This window comes from Pseudoalteromonas undina, from assembly GCF_000238275.3.
Lineage (GTDB): Bacteria > Pseudomonadota > Gammaproteobacteria > Enterobacterales > Alteromonadaceae > Pseudoalteromonas > Pseudoalteromonas undina.
Map to the genome: position 1 here is coordinate 562,534 of NZ_AHCF03000003.1, position 14,809 is coordinate 577,342.

17 protein-coding genes and 1 pseudogene are annotated in these 14,809 nt (G+C 40.0%); 14 read left to right on the forward strand and 4 right to left on the reverse strand.

Features of this window, described 5'->3' with window-relative positions; translation table 11 throughout:
- Nucleotides 1-26: 26 nt before the first annotated feature.
- From ccmA to PUND_RS06280, 10 genes are read left to right on the forward strand one after another with little or no spacing between them, the layout of a single operon-like run.
- Nucleotides 27-647: a cytochrome c biogenesis heme-transporting ATPase CcmA gene (ccmA, locus tag PUND_RS06235; protein WP_138764392.1), complete on the forward strand. Its 621-nt coding sequence runs from the start codon at nt 27-29 to the stop codon at nt 645-647.
- Nucleotides 647-1,333 carry a heme exporter protein CcmB gene (gene ccmB, locus PUND_RS06240; RefSeq protein WP_010387945.1) on the forward strand — a complete coding sequence of 229 codons (687 nt, stop codon included), beginning with the start codon at nt 647-649 and terminating at the stop codon, nt 1,331-1,333. Before ccmA ends, ccmB begins: the two co-directional genes overlap by 1 nt.
- A gap of 1 nt (nt 1,334) precedes the next feature.
- A complete protein-coding gene (locus tag PUND_RS06245; RefSeq protein ID WP_010387946.1) occupies nt 1,335-2,072 on the forward strand; it encodes a heme ABC transporter permease in 738 nt (245 codons plus the stop codon).
- Between the two features lie 2 nt (nt 2,073-2,074).
- The gene (gene ccmD / locus PUND_RS06250) at nt 2,075-2,278 is read left to right on the forward strand and encodes a heme exporter protein CcmD (RefSeq protein WP_008112240.1); all 204 of its coding nucleotides are present in this window, start codon (nt 2,075-2,077) and stop codon (nt 2,276-2,278) included.
- Nucleotides 2,275-2,754: a cytochrome c maturation protein CcmE gene (gene ccmE / locus PUND_RS06255; protein WP_008465420.1), complete on the forward strand. Its 480-nt coding sequence runs from the start codon at nt 2,275-2,277 to the stop codon at nt 2,752-2,754. Before ccmD ends, ccmE begins: the two co-directional genes overlap by 4 nt.
- 1 nt (nt 2,755) lies before the next feature.
- Entirely contained in the window at nt 2,756-4,717 is a 1,962-nt protein-coding gene (locus tag PUND_RS06260; RefSeq protein ID WP_041709671.1) for a heme lyase CcmF/NrfE family subunit, read from the forward strand.
- Nucleotides 4,714-5,286, forward strand: a complete 573-nt coding sequence (locus PUND_RS06265; protein WP_010387950.1) for a DsbE family thiol:disulfide interchange protein — start codon at nt 4,714-4,716, stop codon at nt 5,284-5,286. Before PUND_RS06260 ends, PUND_RS06265 begins: the two co-directional genes overlap by 4 nt.
- Nucleotides 5,283-5,744: a cytochrome c-type biogenesis protein gene (locus tag PUND_RS06270; RefSeq protein ID WP_010387951.1), complete on the forward strand. Its 462-nt coding sequence runs from the start codon at nt 5,283-5,285 to the stop codon at nt 5,742-5,744. The genes PUND_RS06265 and PUND_RS06270 overlap by 4 nt, the downstream gene beginning before the upstream one ends.
- A complete protein-coding gene (gene ccmI, locus PUND_RS06275) occupies nt 5,745-7,001 on the forward strand; it encodes a c-type cytochrome biogenesis protein CcmI (RefSeq protein ID WP_010387952.1) in 1,257 nt (418 codons plus the stop codon).
- Nucleotides 7,002-7,010: 9 nt separating this feature from the next.
- A complete protein-coding gene (locus tag PUND_RS06280) occupies nt 7,011-7,742 on the forward strand; it encodes an MlaA family lipoprotein (RefSeq protein WP_010387953.1) in 732 nt (243 codons plus the stop codon).
- Between the two features lie 56 nt (nt 7,743-7,798).
- On the opposite strand, the gene PUND_RS06285 is transcribed toward PUND_RS06280, so the two are convergent.
- Complete coding sequence (locus PUND_RS06285) at nt 7,799-9,022, reverse strand: EAL and HDOD domain-containing protein (RefSeq protein WP_010387954.1); 1,224 nt, start codon at nt 9,020-9,022, stop codon at nt 7,799-7,801.
- A 344-nt stretch (nt 9,023-9,366) separates the two neighbouring features.
- On the opposite strand from PUND_RS06285, the pseudogene putP reads away from it, so the two are divergent.
- Nucleotides 9,367-10,879: pseudogene (gene putP / locus PUND_RS06290) on the forward strand (sodium/proline symporter PutP).
- 199 nt (nt 10,880-11,078) lie between these two features.
- Here putP and PUND_RS06295 read toward each other — a convergent pair.
- Nucleotides 11,079-11,378: a YebG family protein gene (locus tag PUND_RS06295; RefSeq protein WP_010387955.1), complete on the reverse strand. Its 300-nt coding sequence runs from the start codon at nt 11,376-11,378 to the stop codon at nt 11,079-11,081.
- A 296-nt stretch (nt 11,379-11,674) separates the two neighbouring features.
- On the opposite strand from PUND_RS06295, the gene PUND_RS06300 reads away from it, so the two are divergent.
- Nucleotides 11,675-11,968, forward strand: coding sequence for a ComEA family DNA-binding protein (locus PUND_RS06300; RefSeq protein ID WP_010387956.1), 294 nt, complete (start codon nt 11,675-11,677; stop codon nt 11,966-11,968).
- A gap of 12 nt (nt 11,969-11,980) precedes the next feature.
- Here PUND_RS06300 and PUND_RS06305 read toward each other — a convergent pair whose 3' ends face one another.
- Both PUND_RS06305 and dsbB read right to left on the reverse strand, forming a co-directional pair.
- Nucleotides 11,981-12,283: a hypothetical protein gene (locus tag PUND_RS06305; protein WP_010387958.1), complete on the reverse strand. Its 303-nt coding sequence runs from the start codon at nt 12,281-12,283 to the stop codon at nt 11,981-11,983.
- A 1-nt stretch (nt 12,284) separates the two neighbouring features.
- Complete coding sequence (gene dsbB, locus PUND_RS06310) at nt 12,285-12,803, reverse strand: disulfide bond formation protein DsbB (RefSeq protein ID WP_010387961.1); 519 nt, start codon at nt 12,801-12,803, stop codon at nt 12,285-12,287.
- 389 nt (nt 12,804-13,192) lie between these two features.
- Between dsbB and fadR the strand changes: the two genes are divergently transcribed.
- Nucleotides 13,193-13,906: a fatty acid metabolism transcriptional regulator FadR gene (fadR, locus tag PUND_RS06315; RefSeq protein WP_008109093.1), complete on the forward strand. Its 714-nt coding sequence runs from the start codon at nt 13,193-13,195 to the stop codon at nt 13,904-13,906.
- 233 nt (nt 13,907-14,139) lie between these two features.
- Nucleotides 14,140-14,745 (forward strand): peroxiredoxin, encoded by a 606-nt coding sequence (locus PUND_RS06320; RefSeq protein WP_008109095.1) that lies wholly within the window; start codon nt 14,140-14,142, stop codon nt 14,743-14,745.
- Nucleotides 14,746-14,809: the final 64 nt, after the last annotated feature.

Sequence of the window (14,809 nt, forward strand, 5' to 3'; positions counted from 1 at the left end):
AATTTTTGGCAGAGAGAATCGTCATCTTGTTACACATTAAGTCCGTTACTTGTATCAAGCAAGAGCGTTGTTTGTTTGATGAACTTAATTTTAGCCTTAAAAGCGGTCAAATCATGCAGTTAGCTGGCCCTAATGGGGCTGGTAAAACATCATTATTGCGCATTATTGCTGGTTTTTCGCTGCCGGATGAAGGTGATATTTTATACCTAAATCAATCTATCAAAAAATATTATGACGAATATGCCAGAGACTTATTATTTATAGGCCATAAAACCGGTGTTAACGTACAACTTAGTGCACTTGAAAATGTAGCACATTGGTTGGCTATTAATGGTTATGTTGATACTCCTGACTTATACCCTTTATTAAGTAAGTTAGGTTTAGTGGGGCTGGAAGATGTACCTGTAAGAACGTTATCTGCGGGTCAACAGCGACGGGTGGCTCTCGTTCGATTATGGTTATCTGAAGCGAAGTTATGGATTTTAGATGAACCTTTCACGGCGCTAGATAAAAGCGGGGTTGCCTTTTTACAGCAACGTTTTACTGAGCACTTATCAAAGGGGGGCGCTATTTTGTTAACAACACACCAAGATTTAACCACCCACTTTAGTGACTTACAAACGTTGACTTTGGAGTACCGCCACTAATGACACGACAGCATTCATATTGGCAGTTATTTGTCGCGGTATTTAGCAAAGACGTTAAGCTCGCTTTTCGTCAGCGCGCTGAAATAGTTAATCCTATCTTGTTTTTTTTAATTGTTATCTCGTTGTTTCCATTAGCCATAGGGCCTGAGCCAGGCTTGTTATCAAGGATGGCACCGGGCATTATTTGGGTGGCGGCTTTATTATCGACCATGCTTGGCCTTGATAAACTGTTTAGAGATGATTACCACGACGGCTCTTTGGAGCAGCTCATTGCTTCGTCATACCCATTATCATTAACGGTACTGGGCAAAGTAGCCGCACACTGGGTGATCACCGGCCTCCCGTTAGTGCTAATGACCCCTTTATTTGCTTTACTACTAAATTTAGATACGACGGCCCTAATGGCTACGTTATTAACGCTATTATTGGGTACGCCTTTATTGAGCTTCATTGGCGCAATAGGGGCGGGTTTGACTGTGGGATTACAAAAAGGCGGCATTTTAATGAGTCTGCTCGTTTTGCCTTTGTATATTCCGGTTTTAATTTTTGCAACTTCCGCTATTGATACCAGCACTATGTCGCTGGATTACAGTGGTCAGCTTGCAATCCTAGGTGCAATGTTAGTCGTTGCGATTATCAGTGCGCCAATTGCCATATCATCAGCATTAAAAGTGAGTGTAAGTTAATATGTGGAAGTGGTTACATCCGTATGCGAAAGCAGAGCGAGCATATCAATTATGCAATACTCTACTGCCATATTTTGCAGTAGTAACGGTTATTAGTATGGTTGTTGGTTGGGTATGGGGATTAGGTTTTGCTCCTGCCGATTACCAACAAAAAGACAGTTACCGTATTATTTTTATTCACGTGCCCTCCGCTATTTTATCTATGGGCGCCTATTCATCAATGGCGATTGCTGCCATTGTTGCGCTTGTATGGCAATTACGCAATGCAGAGCTTGCGGTGATTGCAATAGCACCCGTAGGTGCCTGCATGACCGCAATAGCCTTAATCACCGGTGCTGCATGGGGTAAACCTATGTGGGGTGCTTGGTGGGTATGGGATGCAAGACTGACCTCTGAACTTATTTTGTTATTTTTATATCTAGGGGTGTTGTCTTTGTACCATGCCTTTGAAGATAAAAAATCAGCCGGTCGCGCCGCCTCTATCTTAGCTATTGTTGGGGTTATTAACTTGCCTATCATTCACTTTTCGGTGGAATGGTGGAATACCCTGCATCAAGGGGCAAGCATCACTAAGTTTAACCGCGACGCGGTAGATCCAAGTATGTTTTGGCCGTTAATGATTAATATTTTAGCCTTTGCCGCGTTTGTTGGCACTGTGACTTTAATTCGTCTTAAAAATGAAATTTTACACCGTGAAAAGCACCGCCCATGGGTGCGACAGTTGTTAACTAAGGGGTAATTATGCAGTTTGACTCGTTTTCAGATTTTATTGCAATGGGAGGCTATGGCTTTTATGTATGGCTTTCTTTTGGTACATGCGCATTAATTTTATTAGGCATTTTATTTAGCTCGTTACGCGACAAAAAACAAATTTTAGCGTCGGTAGAGCAGCAAATTGCGCGTGAAACTCGAATTAAAAATTCTAAGCAGGAGCAAACCTCGTGAACCCTAGACGTAAAAAACGCCTTTTGGTTATTATTGCCGTACTCTTTGGTATTGGTGGATCAATTGGTTTAGTGTTGTACGCCTTACAAGAAAACATTAATTTGTTTTACACCCCCAGTGAATTAATTGATGGTAAAGGCCCGAATAAAGAAAAGCCTCATATAGGACAAAAGCTCCGCATTGGCGGTATGGTTGTCCCTGGTACAGTGCAAAGAAATGAGCAAAGCTTACAGGTAAGCTTTAAGTTGATTGATACTGGCCCATTGGTCACGGTGCGTTATCAAGGAATTTTGCCTGATCTATTTCGTGAAGGGCAAGGAATTGTTGCACAAGGTGTGTTAGTTGAACCTAACGTCATTGAAGCGTTTGAAGTACTGGCTAAACATGATGAAGAATATATGCCAGCCGAGGTTGCCGAGGCAGTAAAAGGAATTAAGCACGAGAAACCAAAATACAATTTAGATAGTGGGAGCTAATATGATCCCAGAACTTGGTTATTTTTCCCTAACATTGTCCATGGTACTGAGTATTCTGTTGTGTATTTTCCCACTTTGGGGTGCACACACAGGAAACCTTCGTTTGATGCGCGCTGCGCCATCACTTGCTATTGGTCAGTTTGCATTTGTTGCTTTGTCTTTTGCTGCGCTTATTTATGCCAGCTTAACCGATGATTTTACCGTATCTTATGTAGCGTATCACTCAAGTAGCACCTTGCCTTGGTATTATAAAATAACCTCAACATGGGGTGGCCATGAAGGCGCTATTTTACTGTGGTTATTAATGCAGGCAGGTTGGACCGCCGTTGTTGCTTTGCGTTCAAAGTCACTGCCTTGGGTACTTCGTGCTCGCGTATTAGGTGTGCTTGGCTTTTTAGGTGTCGGATTTATGATGTACACCTTGCTACTTTCAAGTCCGTTTGAACGTTTACTGCCCTATTTCCCTGTTGAGGGACGCGATTTAAATCCATTATTACAAGACCCGGGGATGATCATTCACCCTCCATTACTTTATATGGGGTATGTCGGTCTTTCTGTTGCTTTTGCCTTTGCTATTGCCGCGTTGTTAACCGGCAAGCTTGATAACACCTGGGCAAAATGGTCACGCCCATGGACAATGACGGCATGGGGCTTTTTAACCTTAGGTATCACCATAGGTAGTTGGTGGGCCTATTCAGAGCTAGGCTGGGGCGGCTGGTGGTTTTGGGATCCTGTTGAAAATGCATCACTCATGCCATGGTTAGTCGCAACCGCGTTACTGCACTCTTTAAGTGTGACTGAAAAACGTGGCGTATTTAAATCATGGACAGTGTTACTGGCTATTGCGGCGTTTTCATTAAGTTTACTAGGAACCTTTATCGTTCGCTCAGGAATTATTGTTTCGGTGCATGCCTTTGCAACAGACCCTGATCGTGGCTTATTTATTCTTGGCTTTTTGGCCGTAGTTGTTGGCGGCGGTTTAGCATTATATGGCTTGCGTGTCTCACAAGTTAAAAGTGAAGGGCGTTATAAATTTGTATCGCGTGAAGTGGCACTTTGGTTAAACAATATTTTCTTAGTGGTTGCTACATTAATTGTACTGTTAGGTACATTATTACCTATGGTGCACAAGGAAATGGGGCTAGGCAGTATTTCAATTGGCGAACCTTTCTTTAATAAAATGTTTGCTATTTTACTGGTGCCATTTGCTATTTTAATGGGCATTGGACCTTTCCTGCGTTGGAAGCAAAATAAGTGGGCTTTTTTACAAAATAAAATATTTGTAGGCGCATTAGTCAGTATTATCATTACCTGTGCGTGGTTATTTAGTAGCTATGAGGTAGTGACTCCATTAACACTTTTAGCAACCACGCTAGGTGTATGGATATTTATTGCCACTTTTATTGATTTATATACCAAAGCAGCGGTTCATGGCTCGCTTACACTCGGCATAAAGCGTTTAGGTTTAAGTTATTGGGCAATGGTGCTGGGGCATGTTGGTTTAGCCTTTGTTATAGCGGGCATTACACTCACCTCGGCGTATTCAGTTGAGCGTGATGTATCGATGAAGCAAGGCGATATCGTGCAGCTTAACCAGTATCAATACCGCTTTGAAGGTGTGAAGACTATTCGTGGTGCAAACTACAGTGGTCATGCTGGTGTCGTGACGGTATTAAAAGAGAATGACACTGTAACGCGTTTATATGCAGAAAAGCGTCGTTACGATATTGGTATGCAATTTATGACCGAAGCCGCTATTGATGCCGGATTCACTCGTGATTTATATCTTGCGCTTGGTGAGCAACTAAGTGAAGGGGCATGGTCATTACGCATTTACCATAAACCGTTTGTACGTTGGATGTGGATTGGCGGTATTCTGATCTCACTCGCTGGTTTTGTGATTTTATTCGATAAGCGCTATCGCGCCTCACCGCGAAAAGATGAAATAGAGGGGGCAGTATGAACCGTAAACTTATCGCAATTGCCCCTTTATTAATTTTTATCTTTATTTGTGTGTTTTTATACCAAGGGTTGTTTGCCAACCCGCGGGAAATACAAACAGGGCGAATTGGTCAAACGGTGCCTGCGTTTAATTTACCTGATTTAATGCAAGACGATAAACGTTGGACTGATGAGCAGCTAAAGGGTGACGTGTATTTGCTAAACGTTTGGGGCACATGGTGCCCAACGTGTTTAGCTGAACTTGATTATTTAACTAAGCTTCGCGAACAAGGCATTAAAATTATCGGCTTGTATTATGTTCAAAGTTACGATGCCGATTTTGATGGCCCGTTTGATATGCAAGCACTGCGTGACGATGTGAGTAATATGCTTGCGCGCGCCGGTGATCCGTATCAGTTTAATATTTTAGATTTAGAGCGCTCTTTGGCGTTAGATTTGGGTGTGTCTGGAGCACCAGAAACATTTTTAGTTGATAAAAATGGCACTATTTTGTTACACCACACCGGTGATATAAACCCTCGAGTTTGGCGCGCTAAGTTTGCGCCTCTTATGCAGGAGCTGCAGCCATGAGATTGTTTTTATTAACCCTTAGCTTATTTATTAGTTTAGCAGCGTTTGCTCAGCAAGATCGTTATCAGTTTGATAGCAATGAACAAGCGATTCGTTTTGAAGAGCTAACTAAAGAATTACGCTGCCCTAAATGTCAAAATCAAAACATTGCTGATTCAGATGCCGTAGTTGCAAAAGACTTGCGTGATCGTGTATTGGCGTTAGTAAAAGATGGTAAAAGCAAAGATGAAGTCATTGACTATATGATTGACCGCTATGGCTACTTTGTTCATTACGATCCACCAGTAACGCCGGCTACGTTAATTCTGTGGGTGTTACCAGTACTCATTGTAATAATAGGCTTTGGTTTTATTGTTATTCGCCAACGTAAAGCGTCGGTAAAACAAACATGGAGTGACGCTGATGAAGTGATGCTCAATAAGTTGATTAAACAAAATAAACGTCAGGAGCAAAGTTAAATGATTTTAATGTGGGCGTCTTTTGCTTTACTCACACTCATTGCATTGCTGTTTATTATTGTGCCTTTTTTAAAAAAAGAGCGCGTAGTAACTATTACTCACAACGCTAATGCACAGCTTATCAGCATTTATGAGCAGCGTTTAGTTGAACTGCAGGCTGATTTAGACAATCAACGTATAGACTCGCAAAACCATAACGAGGCTATTATTGAGCTAAAACGTCGTTTGCTTAATGAATTATCGCCAGAAAAGTCACTAAACAGTCGTGGTGATAACCGTATATTTGCTTTAACAGGGGCAGCGTTTTTAATTGCATTAGCAGGTATATTTTATGCGATGACAGGCAGCCAACAACAAATTTCGGCGTGGCATGATGCAATGGACAACTTAGCCGATTATGGTCAACGTGCCGTAATGCAAAAAGGTGAGCCGTTATCTAAAAATGAACTTCAAGCGTTTGCATTGGCACTGCGTACAAAGTTAAGTCAAAGCGGTGATGATGAAGTAGCTTGGATGCTGTTAGGGCGTGTCGCTATTATGCTTAATGAGTTTGACATGGCAAAACAGTCATTTGATAAAGCATTGTCAATGAATCCTGATAATATGCAAGCTTTGGTGAGCTACTCGCAGGTATTACTACTTGAGGGCAGTGATGAGAATATGACTCGCGCAGCGGGTATGCTTTCTAAAGTGCTACAAGCGCAGCCAAATAATCTCGATGCGATTTCGTTACTTGCGCTGATTGCCTTTGAGAGAAAGGATTGGGTACAGGCAAAAGCTGCATTTGAGGTACTTCTTGCCAGTATGGACGAGTCAGATACGCGTTATGCTATGATTTCTGAGCGCATTAGTGAAATCGATGGTCAAATAGCTCAGAAAAGCGAGCTGAATAATCACGAGCTGCAAGTTGTTCAAGGAATTCAGGTCACGGTTAAGGTTGACGAGCAACTCGAAGATAAACAGCCCAGTAACGGTATTTTGTTTGTGTTTGCTAAAGCTTCTGAAGGTTCACCAATGCCTTTAGCCGTTGTTAAACTGACTGACTATAGCTTTCCAATCACCGTTGAGCTGAGCGACGAGAACGCCATGATGGCAGGGCTAAATTTATCCAGTGCTAATGAAATTGTTATTTCTGCGCGTATTTCCAATGATGATTCAGTGATGCCAAGTACTGGTGAGCTTGAAGGCCACTCTGAAGTACTGCTTCGTAAAGATGTGCGACAAGTGCAACTGAACATTGATACATTAATACCTTAAGGATTTGAGATGTTAAAACAAGGCTTACTTTTATTATGTTTACTCGCCTTATCGGGCTGTGCTCAAGTGCCCGAGAGTAAATATGATGAGCGCGATCCCTTACAAAGTGTAAATAGACCCATTTATGACTTTAATATGGACGTACTCGATACCTATATTTTAAGGCCAGCAGCAGTGGGTTATATCACTGTTACACCGCAGCCTGTTCGTCGTAGTATTGTGCACTTTACCGATAATATTACTGCACCCGTTGATATTATAAATGCCGGCCTGCAAGGAAAACCAAGTAGTGCTGGAATTAATTTTGCACGTTTTTTAGTGAATTCAACGGTGGGTGTATTTGGCATATTTGATGTAGCCAGCTCACTTGGGCTTGAAGTAACTAGCGAGGACTTTGGTCAAACGCTAGGTGTGTGGGGAGTGGGTGATGGTGCTTATTTAATGATCCCAGCAATGGGGCCATCTACCGCGCGTAACTTAACTGGTGATGTAGTTGATAATGTTGTACTGCCTGAAATAGCACTGACTACACCACAAACTATTTTAGTGTTTGCACTAAAAGCAGTTGAAGCGCGTGCGTCTTTAATGGCTCAGGAAGGTTTATTAAATGATTCGTTAGACCCCTACTTGTTTATTAAAGACATTTATTTTCAGCGTCAATTATACGAGTTATTTGATGGTAACCCGCCAATAAAAGAAGAGCCTGAAGATTTTGATGAGGATTTCTTAGAAAGCCTTTAATAAAAATAAAAACGCCAGCAGATGCTGGCGTTTTGTTTATGGGTATTAAAGATATTTTAGCTATCGATCATCACTCGCATTTGCTCACTAACCCAGTTGAGTGCTTCGTGATATGCATCAGGCACTTCATCGCCTAAGTTTAATTGCTGGGCTTTATCGTTCGCAGCTTGCCAATCACCATGCTCATACAGAGTGACTAAGTTTAAGTATTCAGCAAGTAGTCCTTCATTTTTTAACAGCGCTGTTTTTATCTCATTAGACAAAGGTAATTTAAGCATTACGCTGTCCATTTCTTCATCTAATATCGCATCCATAAGCGACATCATGCCGGTTAAGAACGCCATACCTGTATCTTTAAGTTTGCCATGTGAAATAGCTAACAACTCACAAAAACGCGCCCGTGTTAACGACAGTCTAATAAGTTCCAATGGCTTATCTGCAGATACTTGTGCTGCAAACAATAAAGAGAGCAGTTTTTTTATTTCAGCAGCCCCTAGTACAATTAGTGCTTGTTTTATAGTGTTTATTTCAGAGCGGCGGGTAAATGCCGCTGAGTTGGAATAGCGCAAGAGCTTGTAAGATAAGTTAACATCACGCTCAAATACATCGGTGATCTTCTTAAGATCCATTTCTACACTGGATGTTTCATAGAGCAGTTCAGCCAGTGCCATGCCAGATGGCGGTAAGGCTTTACTTTGCACCATCTCGGGTTTTGAAAAGAAAAAGCCTTGAAAGTACTCAAAGCCCAACTCAAAAGCTTGGTTGTAAAGCTCGTAAGTTTCAACTTTTTCTGCGAGTAACTTGATATGTGGGTAAGGTTTTAAGTCTTCAATGATCGTTTTAACGGTTTCCATATCGCACGTTAAAAAGTCAACTTTAATGATATCAATAAACGGATAAAAGTGACGCCATACCGGTTGATGCGCATAGTCATCTAGGGCGAGTGTGTACCCTTTCTCTTTTAGGTCTTTAACTATTGCTAGCAGACGTTTTCCTGGCTGAACGGTCTCTAGTATTTCAATCACAACCCCGTTTTTGTTTAATAGCGTGGGGTAGCCTTTTAATAAGGTGTCTAAGGTAAAGTTAATATAAGCGGGTTTATTATCGGTTAAATCTTCAAGACCAAAATTAAACTGGCTGCCTTCAATTAGGCGAGACGTTGCTTCGTCGCCGTCAATGTTCGGAAATACGTTATCTACTCCATCACGAAATAAAAGCTCGTAGCCAATTAGTTCCTTATTGCGATCTAAAATAGGTTGGCGAGCAGCGTAAAAATACATATAAGATTCCGAAACAGTAGAAATTGATTAACATTGTAATAATATATTGGAAAACATTCAAAATAGCATCGGTAAAATGAATTTTATTAATAAAATATCATGGCTTAGGTGATTTTTATTAATCTAAACTCATTGTTTTTTATTCTATTTGTTTTAAAAGCGAGCGAATAGGTGGTTTTTTATCTACTTAAATTAGCGGGTTGGAGTTATTAGCAATTACCGTGTTATAGTTGGGTAGAAAGCTTTTATTCCAATACTGTCTTAATTATAAGATTTCAAGAGTCATTATTTGGATTACAAGCCTGTTATTACTTTTTTAAGTGGAGGCGAATTTGGAAACAGGAATGATTATTTCACTGGCATTGTACTTTATTGTAATGCTAGGAATAGGACTATACGCATATAAGCAATCTACCAGTGATATTTCAGGGTATATGCTAGGTGGTCGTAATTTAGCCCCCAGTGTAGCTGCCTTATCGGCTGGTGCATCAGATATGAGTGGTTGGTTATTAATGGGCTTACCCGGCGCAATGTATTTATTTGGGTTGAGTAAGGTTTGGATTGCAATTGGTTTAGTATTAGGTGCGTGGGCAAACTACTTTTTAGTCGCCCCAAGACTGCGTGTCTATACTGAAAAAGCCAATGACTCCATTACTATCCCCGATTTCTTTGCAAACCGTTTTGATGACAACAAAAATATCCTACGTGTTATCTCTGCAATAGTAATTATAGTTTTCTTTACCTTATACACTTCATCGGGTGTTGTTGCCGGTGGTAAGTTATTTGAAAACTCATTTCAAATGAGTTACGAAATGGGCCTATACATCACCACGGGTGTGGTAGTGGTATATACCTTATTTGGTGGATTTTTAGCGGTTAGCCTTACAGACTTTGTGCAAGGCTGTATTATGTTTGTGTCGTTGTTAGCAGTGCCAATTGCCACTTATATGATGCTTGATCAACCATTTATGGATACCTTAGCAAATGCAAATTATCAGCAGTTACTAAGCTCGGCCTAAAGCAAGCGAAATTCATTCTTTAAGTATGCTTGACTGGTTTGCTGGTGGTTCTACTATTGCTATTATTTCTGCAATGGCATGGGGTTTAGGTTACTTTGGTCAGCCGCATATTATTGTTCGTTTCATGTCTATTCGTTCAGTAAAAGAAATGCCAACCATGCGTCGTATTGGTATGTCTTGGATGACGTTATCTGCTATTGGTGCGGTATTTACTGGCCTATTTGGTGCTGCATTTATGATTGAAAATCAAATGCCGATTGCCGATAAAGAAACAATTTTCTTAGTATTGGCTGAATTAATTTTCCACCCGTTAATTGCAGGTTTCTTACTGGCGGCTATTTTAGCTGCGATTATGAGTACTATCTCATCGCAATTATTAGTGTGTTCAAGTTCTTTAACTGAGGACTTTTATAAGATTTACTTAAATCGTAATGCTTCGCAAACTGAGCTGGTATTAGTAGGGCGTATTAGCGTGATACTGGTTGCGTTATTTGCAATTTACTTAGCGTATGACCGCAATAGTTCAATACTAGATTTAGTAAGTAATGCATGGGCAGGTTTTGGTGCTGCATTTGGTCCATTGGTATTGTTTAGTCTTTACTGGAAGCGTATGAACCTAAAAGGGGCTATTAGCGGTATGGTTGTTGGTGCTCTAACTGTGCTTGTATGGATTTATGCGCCTATTACTATTAATGGTGATAGCTTAAGCAGCGTGATATATGAAATCGTCCCTGGCTTTATTTTAGCAAGTATTGCTATTGTAGTAGGAAGCCTTGTAACTGCTGAGCCGAAAAAGGAAATTACTGATCTGTTTGATGAAGTTGAATCGTCATTATAAGTGATTAGTTAACCTAAGTTTTGGTTTAAAAAAATGCCAACCAGTTTAACTGGTTGGCATTTTTATTGACTGACTTTTAACATTAGCAAATAGTGATGATTTACTCGCTTTTAGCTATCATTATTTAAAGGCATAAAAAAACTGAATTCGAATACCGAATTCAGTTTTTTTAATAATTACTATTAGGTTTTTAAAAGTACTAACTTGCAGCTTTATCTTTTATATCTGCAACGTTATCTGACTTTGTTTTTTTAGCTTTTGCAGGTACTTCTTTAGTCCCCTTAAGTACCGCCATAAAGTCGTCTTTACTTTTCGCAATCTCAAGTGCAAGCGACTCAACTTGTTGTTCACTTAGAGGCACATCTACTTTTTCAAGCATTAGTTCTAGTGACTCGGCGATATCGAGCATTTTGTCATAGGCATCAGCTTCTTTTTTAGTAGTAAACGTCATGCGCTCGACTCCGTTTCGTTCTACAACATATTTAACAACAACAGCCATGATTTCTCCTGCTTACTTACGTGGCAATATGATTATTTTAAATCATTAGATTACTGTTTTTATGTACAGTACAAGCTTGCGCGTTATTTTGCAAGCTTTAGCCTTAGTTTATCTGCAGCTTAATTGACAATAAAGGCCAACTCTACTTTATTTATTAAGTCACTTTATAACGCGTTGCAGTAAAGGAGTCGCAAGGAGTGATTGTTACCGTTAGTACTTAGTAACCACAACTTACTTAAAAGTGCTGGGTGTAAATAATCAACGAATGTTCATGTAGGAACACAAAAGGAAATAGTATGAAATTAATTAAAATAATCTCGTTAGCAGCTGCTTTATGTTTATTACCTATGGGTACCACCTTTGCGCAAAGCGATATGCTATCAGAGCAGATGCAATCAGCCATGGTTAATATTAATACTGCTGATTTAAAACAGTTAATTAAGTTACCAGGTGTCGGTAAGAAAAAGGCACAGGCAATTATCGACTATAGAGAAGCTAATGGTGATTTCACATCACTTGGAGATCTAGCTAAAGTAAAAGGGGTGGGTAAAAAAATGCTAGCCAAACTTGATGGTAAGGTAACGTTTTAACTAAAAAGGGCGCTATGCGCCCTGATCAAACTGTTTTAAGGCAGCACCAAGGTGCTTTTTAGCAAAGTTAATATCTACTGGTGCTGTTAATAGCGGATAGCTCAACCCAGCTACAATTAAAAAGGGCACCAGTAACCAACCTTCGAAAAGAGTAAATATTAAAAAGAATGGGCTTAATAGCATCAGCTTTAGTATGCGTATAAAGACCCTGTCACTGGGTGATAGCATGCTTAAAGAGATAGCTATAACAGTTTGTCGTTGACGAACTTTTAAATGTTTAAGTTCATCAACTTGGCTTGAAAAAAAAGTAAACATATTAAAGTGACTTTTTAGTAATTAATCGACTGGCCACTAATATAAACAGTGTGGCGGTAAAGAGTACAAAAATAATTTCCATCCATGCTGGCATACTTAGGCTGGCAAATTGCCAATCTATATTTCCGCAATCACCTGTCGCTTCAAAAAATTGCGGTATCCAGTGATGTAACGGCATAAATTCTGGAAAATTTGGCTCAAATTCACAGCTAAATGCAAATGGGTCTGTTGTTGTTTGCATTTCAATATGCTCACGAGCTATTAGTAGCCCCCATACACTCGAAATCCCCCATGTTGTATAGGCAACAATACGTACTGCGAGATTGTTTGGTTTACTAGCTCCAATAATACCCGCAAAAAGTAGACCTAATACTGCGGTGCGCTGGTAAATACACATAATACATGGCGCTAACCCCATGTTGTATTGAAAGAAAAGTGCAGTAACTTCAAGTAGAAAAACAATCCCACTGAATAATAACCAAGGTGTACGCTGAGTACTTAGATTAGCAAGCCAGTTCATAACAAATCCGTATTTAAATAAGGGCTTAGATTATGACTTAGGATAAACAGCGGGGCAAGTAAAAGGAAAAAACGAGGGCTATGAAAGCTTGTCGTCCCTTAAAGTTAGAGATCCTGTGCTGCATGACTTCCCCTAATAGACCTACTCAGAGCCATCAAGTTAATCTGATTCATGAATAGGAAAGAGGTATAGAATAATAGTTAAAGTGTCTCGTATGAATAATAGGTGGGCATTCATATTGTGTTTAATTTCTACCAGTAAAGTTACCCTTTTAATCACATACCTAGGTAATTTAACTTACTTTACTTGTTAGTTGTGACTTGTCTGGTACAATCAGTCAGTTAATCGTATGTAGCGATGTAATGTGAATTAATTCGAGTAGGAATTGAATGAGAATTTTTAAAGCGAAAAGCCCAGCAGGATTTGCTGAGGAATACATAGTAGAGTCAATCTGGAATGGTGATTTCCCTCCAGGTTCAATTCTGCCAGCTGAGCGTGAACTCTCAGAGTTAATTGGTGTTACTAGAACCACATTGCGTGAAGTATTACAACGATTAGCCAGAGACGGTTGGCTAACAATCCAACATGGTAAACCCACTCGCGTAAATAATTTTTGGGAAACGTCAGGACTAAATATCCTTGAAACACTGGCTCGTTTAGACGAAGATAAAATGCCAGAGCTAACTGATCAGTTACTTTCAGCTCGCACTAACATCAGCGCAATTTACACTCGTGCAGCAATAAAGCTTGCACCAGAGCGTGTTATTGAAATTTTATCGCAAAGTGATGAACTAGAAGACAGCGCACAAGCATTTGCTGATTATGACTATAAAGTGCACCATGAGTTAGCTGTTGCTGGTAACAACCGCATATATGTGTTGATCCTTAATGGTTTTAAAGGCTTTTATTCTAAGATTGGTTGTCATTACTTTTCAGATCCTCGTACCCGTGAGCTTGCACGTCAATTCTATAAAGATTTAACTAAGCTTGCTGAGAATAAAGAGCACGATGGTGCGATATTCATGATGCGCAAGTATGGTCATCAAACCGGTGAAATATGGCAACATATTCGCGGTGATATGCCTAGTGACATTATGGATTAGTAAAAAAGCCTGCTTTAAGCAGGCTTTTTTATGAACAATAATTCGTGTATTTATCAAGCGTTCGCTATTTTAGAACGGCGCTATCTATAAATACGATTGTTAATTTATTTTTGATAGCCATAGAATAATGATTAATTAGATATGGTGCTATTGTAATTTAAGAATTAGTGCCCATATTACTATCAGTATTGCGTAAGCAATTGACAATAAACTCAAAATATTTGGAGAATAAAATGGGTGTATTAGTAGGCCGCCAGGCACCAGACTTTACCGCTGCAGCTGTTCTAGGTAACGGTGAGATTGTAGATAGCTATAACCTTCACGAAAAAATCAAAGGTAAAAAAGCAGTAATCTTTTTCTACCCACTAGATTTCACTTTTGTATGTCCTTCTGAGCTTATTGCTTTTGATAAGCGTTATGCAGAATTCCAAAAACGTGGTGTAGAAGTAATTGGTGTTTCAATCGATTCACAGTTCTCACACAACGCATGGCGTAACACGGCTGTAGCAGACGGCGGTATTGGTAAAGTTCAATACGCACTAGTTGCAGACGTTAAGCACGAAATCTGTAAAGCATACGACGTTGAGCACCCAGAAGCCGGCGTTGCATTTCGTGGTTCTTTCTTAATCGACGAAGAAGGTAACGTACGTCACCAAGTAGTGAACGATTTACCACTTGGTCGTAACATCGACGAAATGATCCGTATGGTTGATGCACTAGCATTCCACAGCGAGCACGGCGAAGTATGTCCTGCTGGTTGGACTGAAGGTAAAAAAGGAATGGACGCAAGCCCTGAAGGCGTAGCTAAATTCTTATCTGAAAACGAAGGCGAGCTATAATTTAGCCCTTTAGTTTAAGATAAAAAAAACCGCCATATTGGCGGTTTTTTTTATTGCTTTTTAA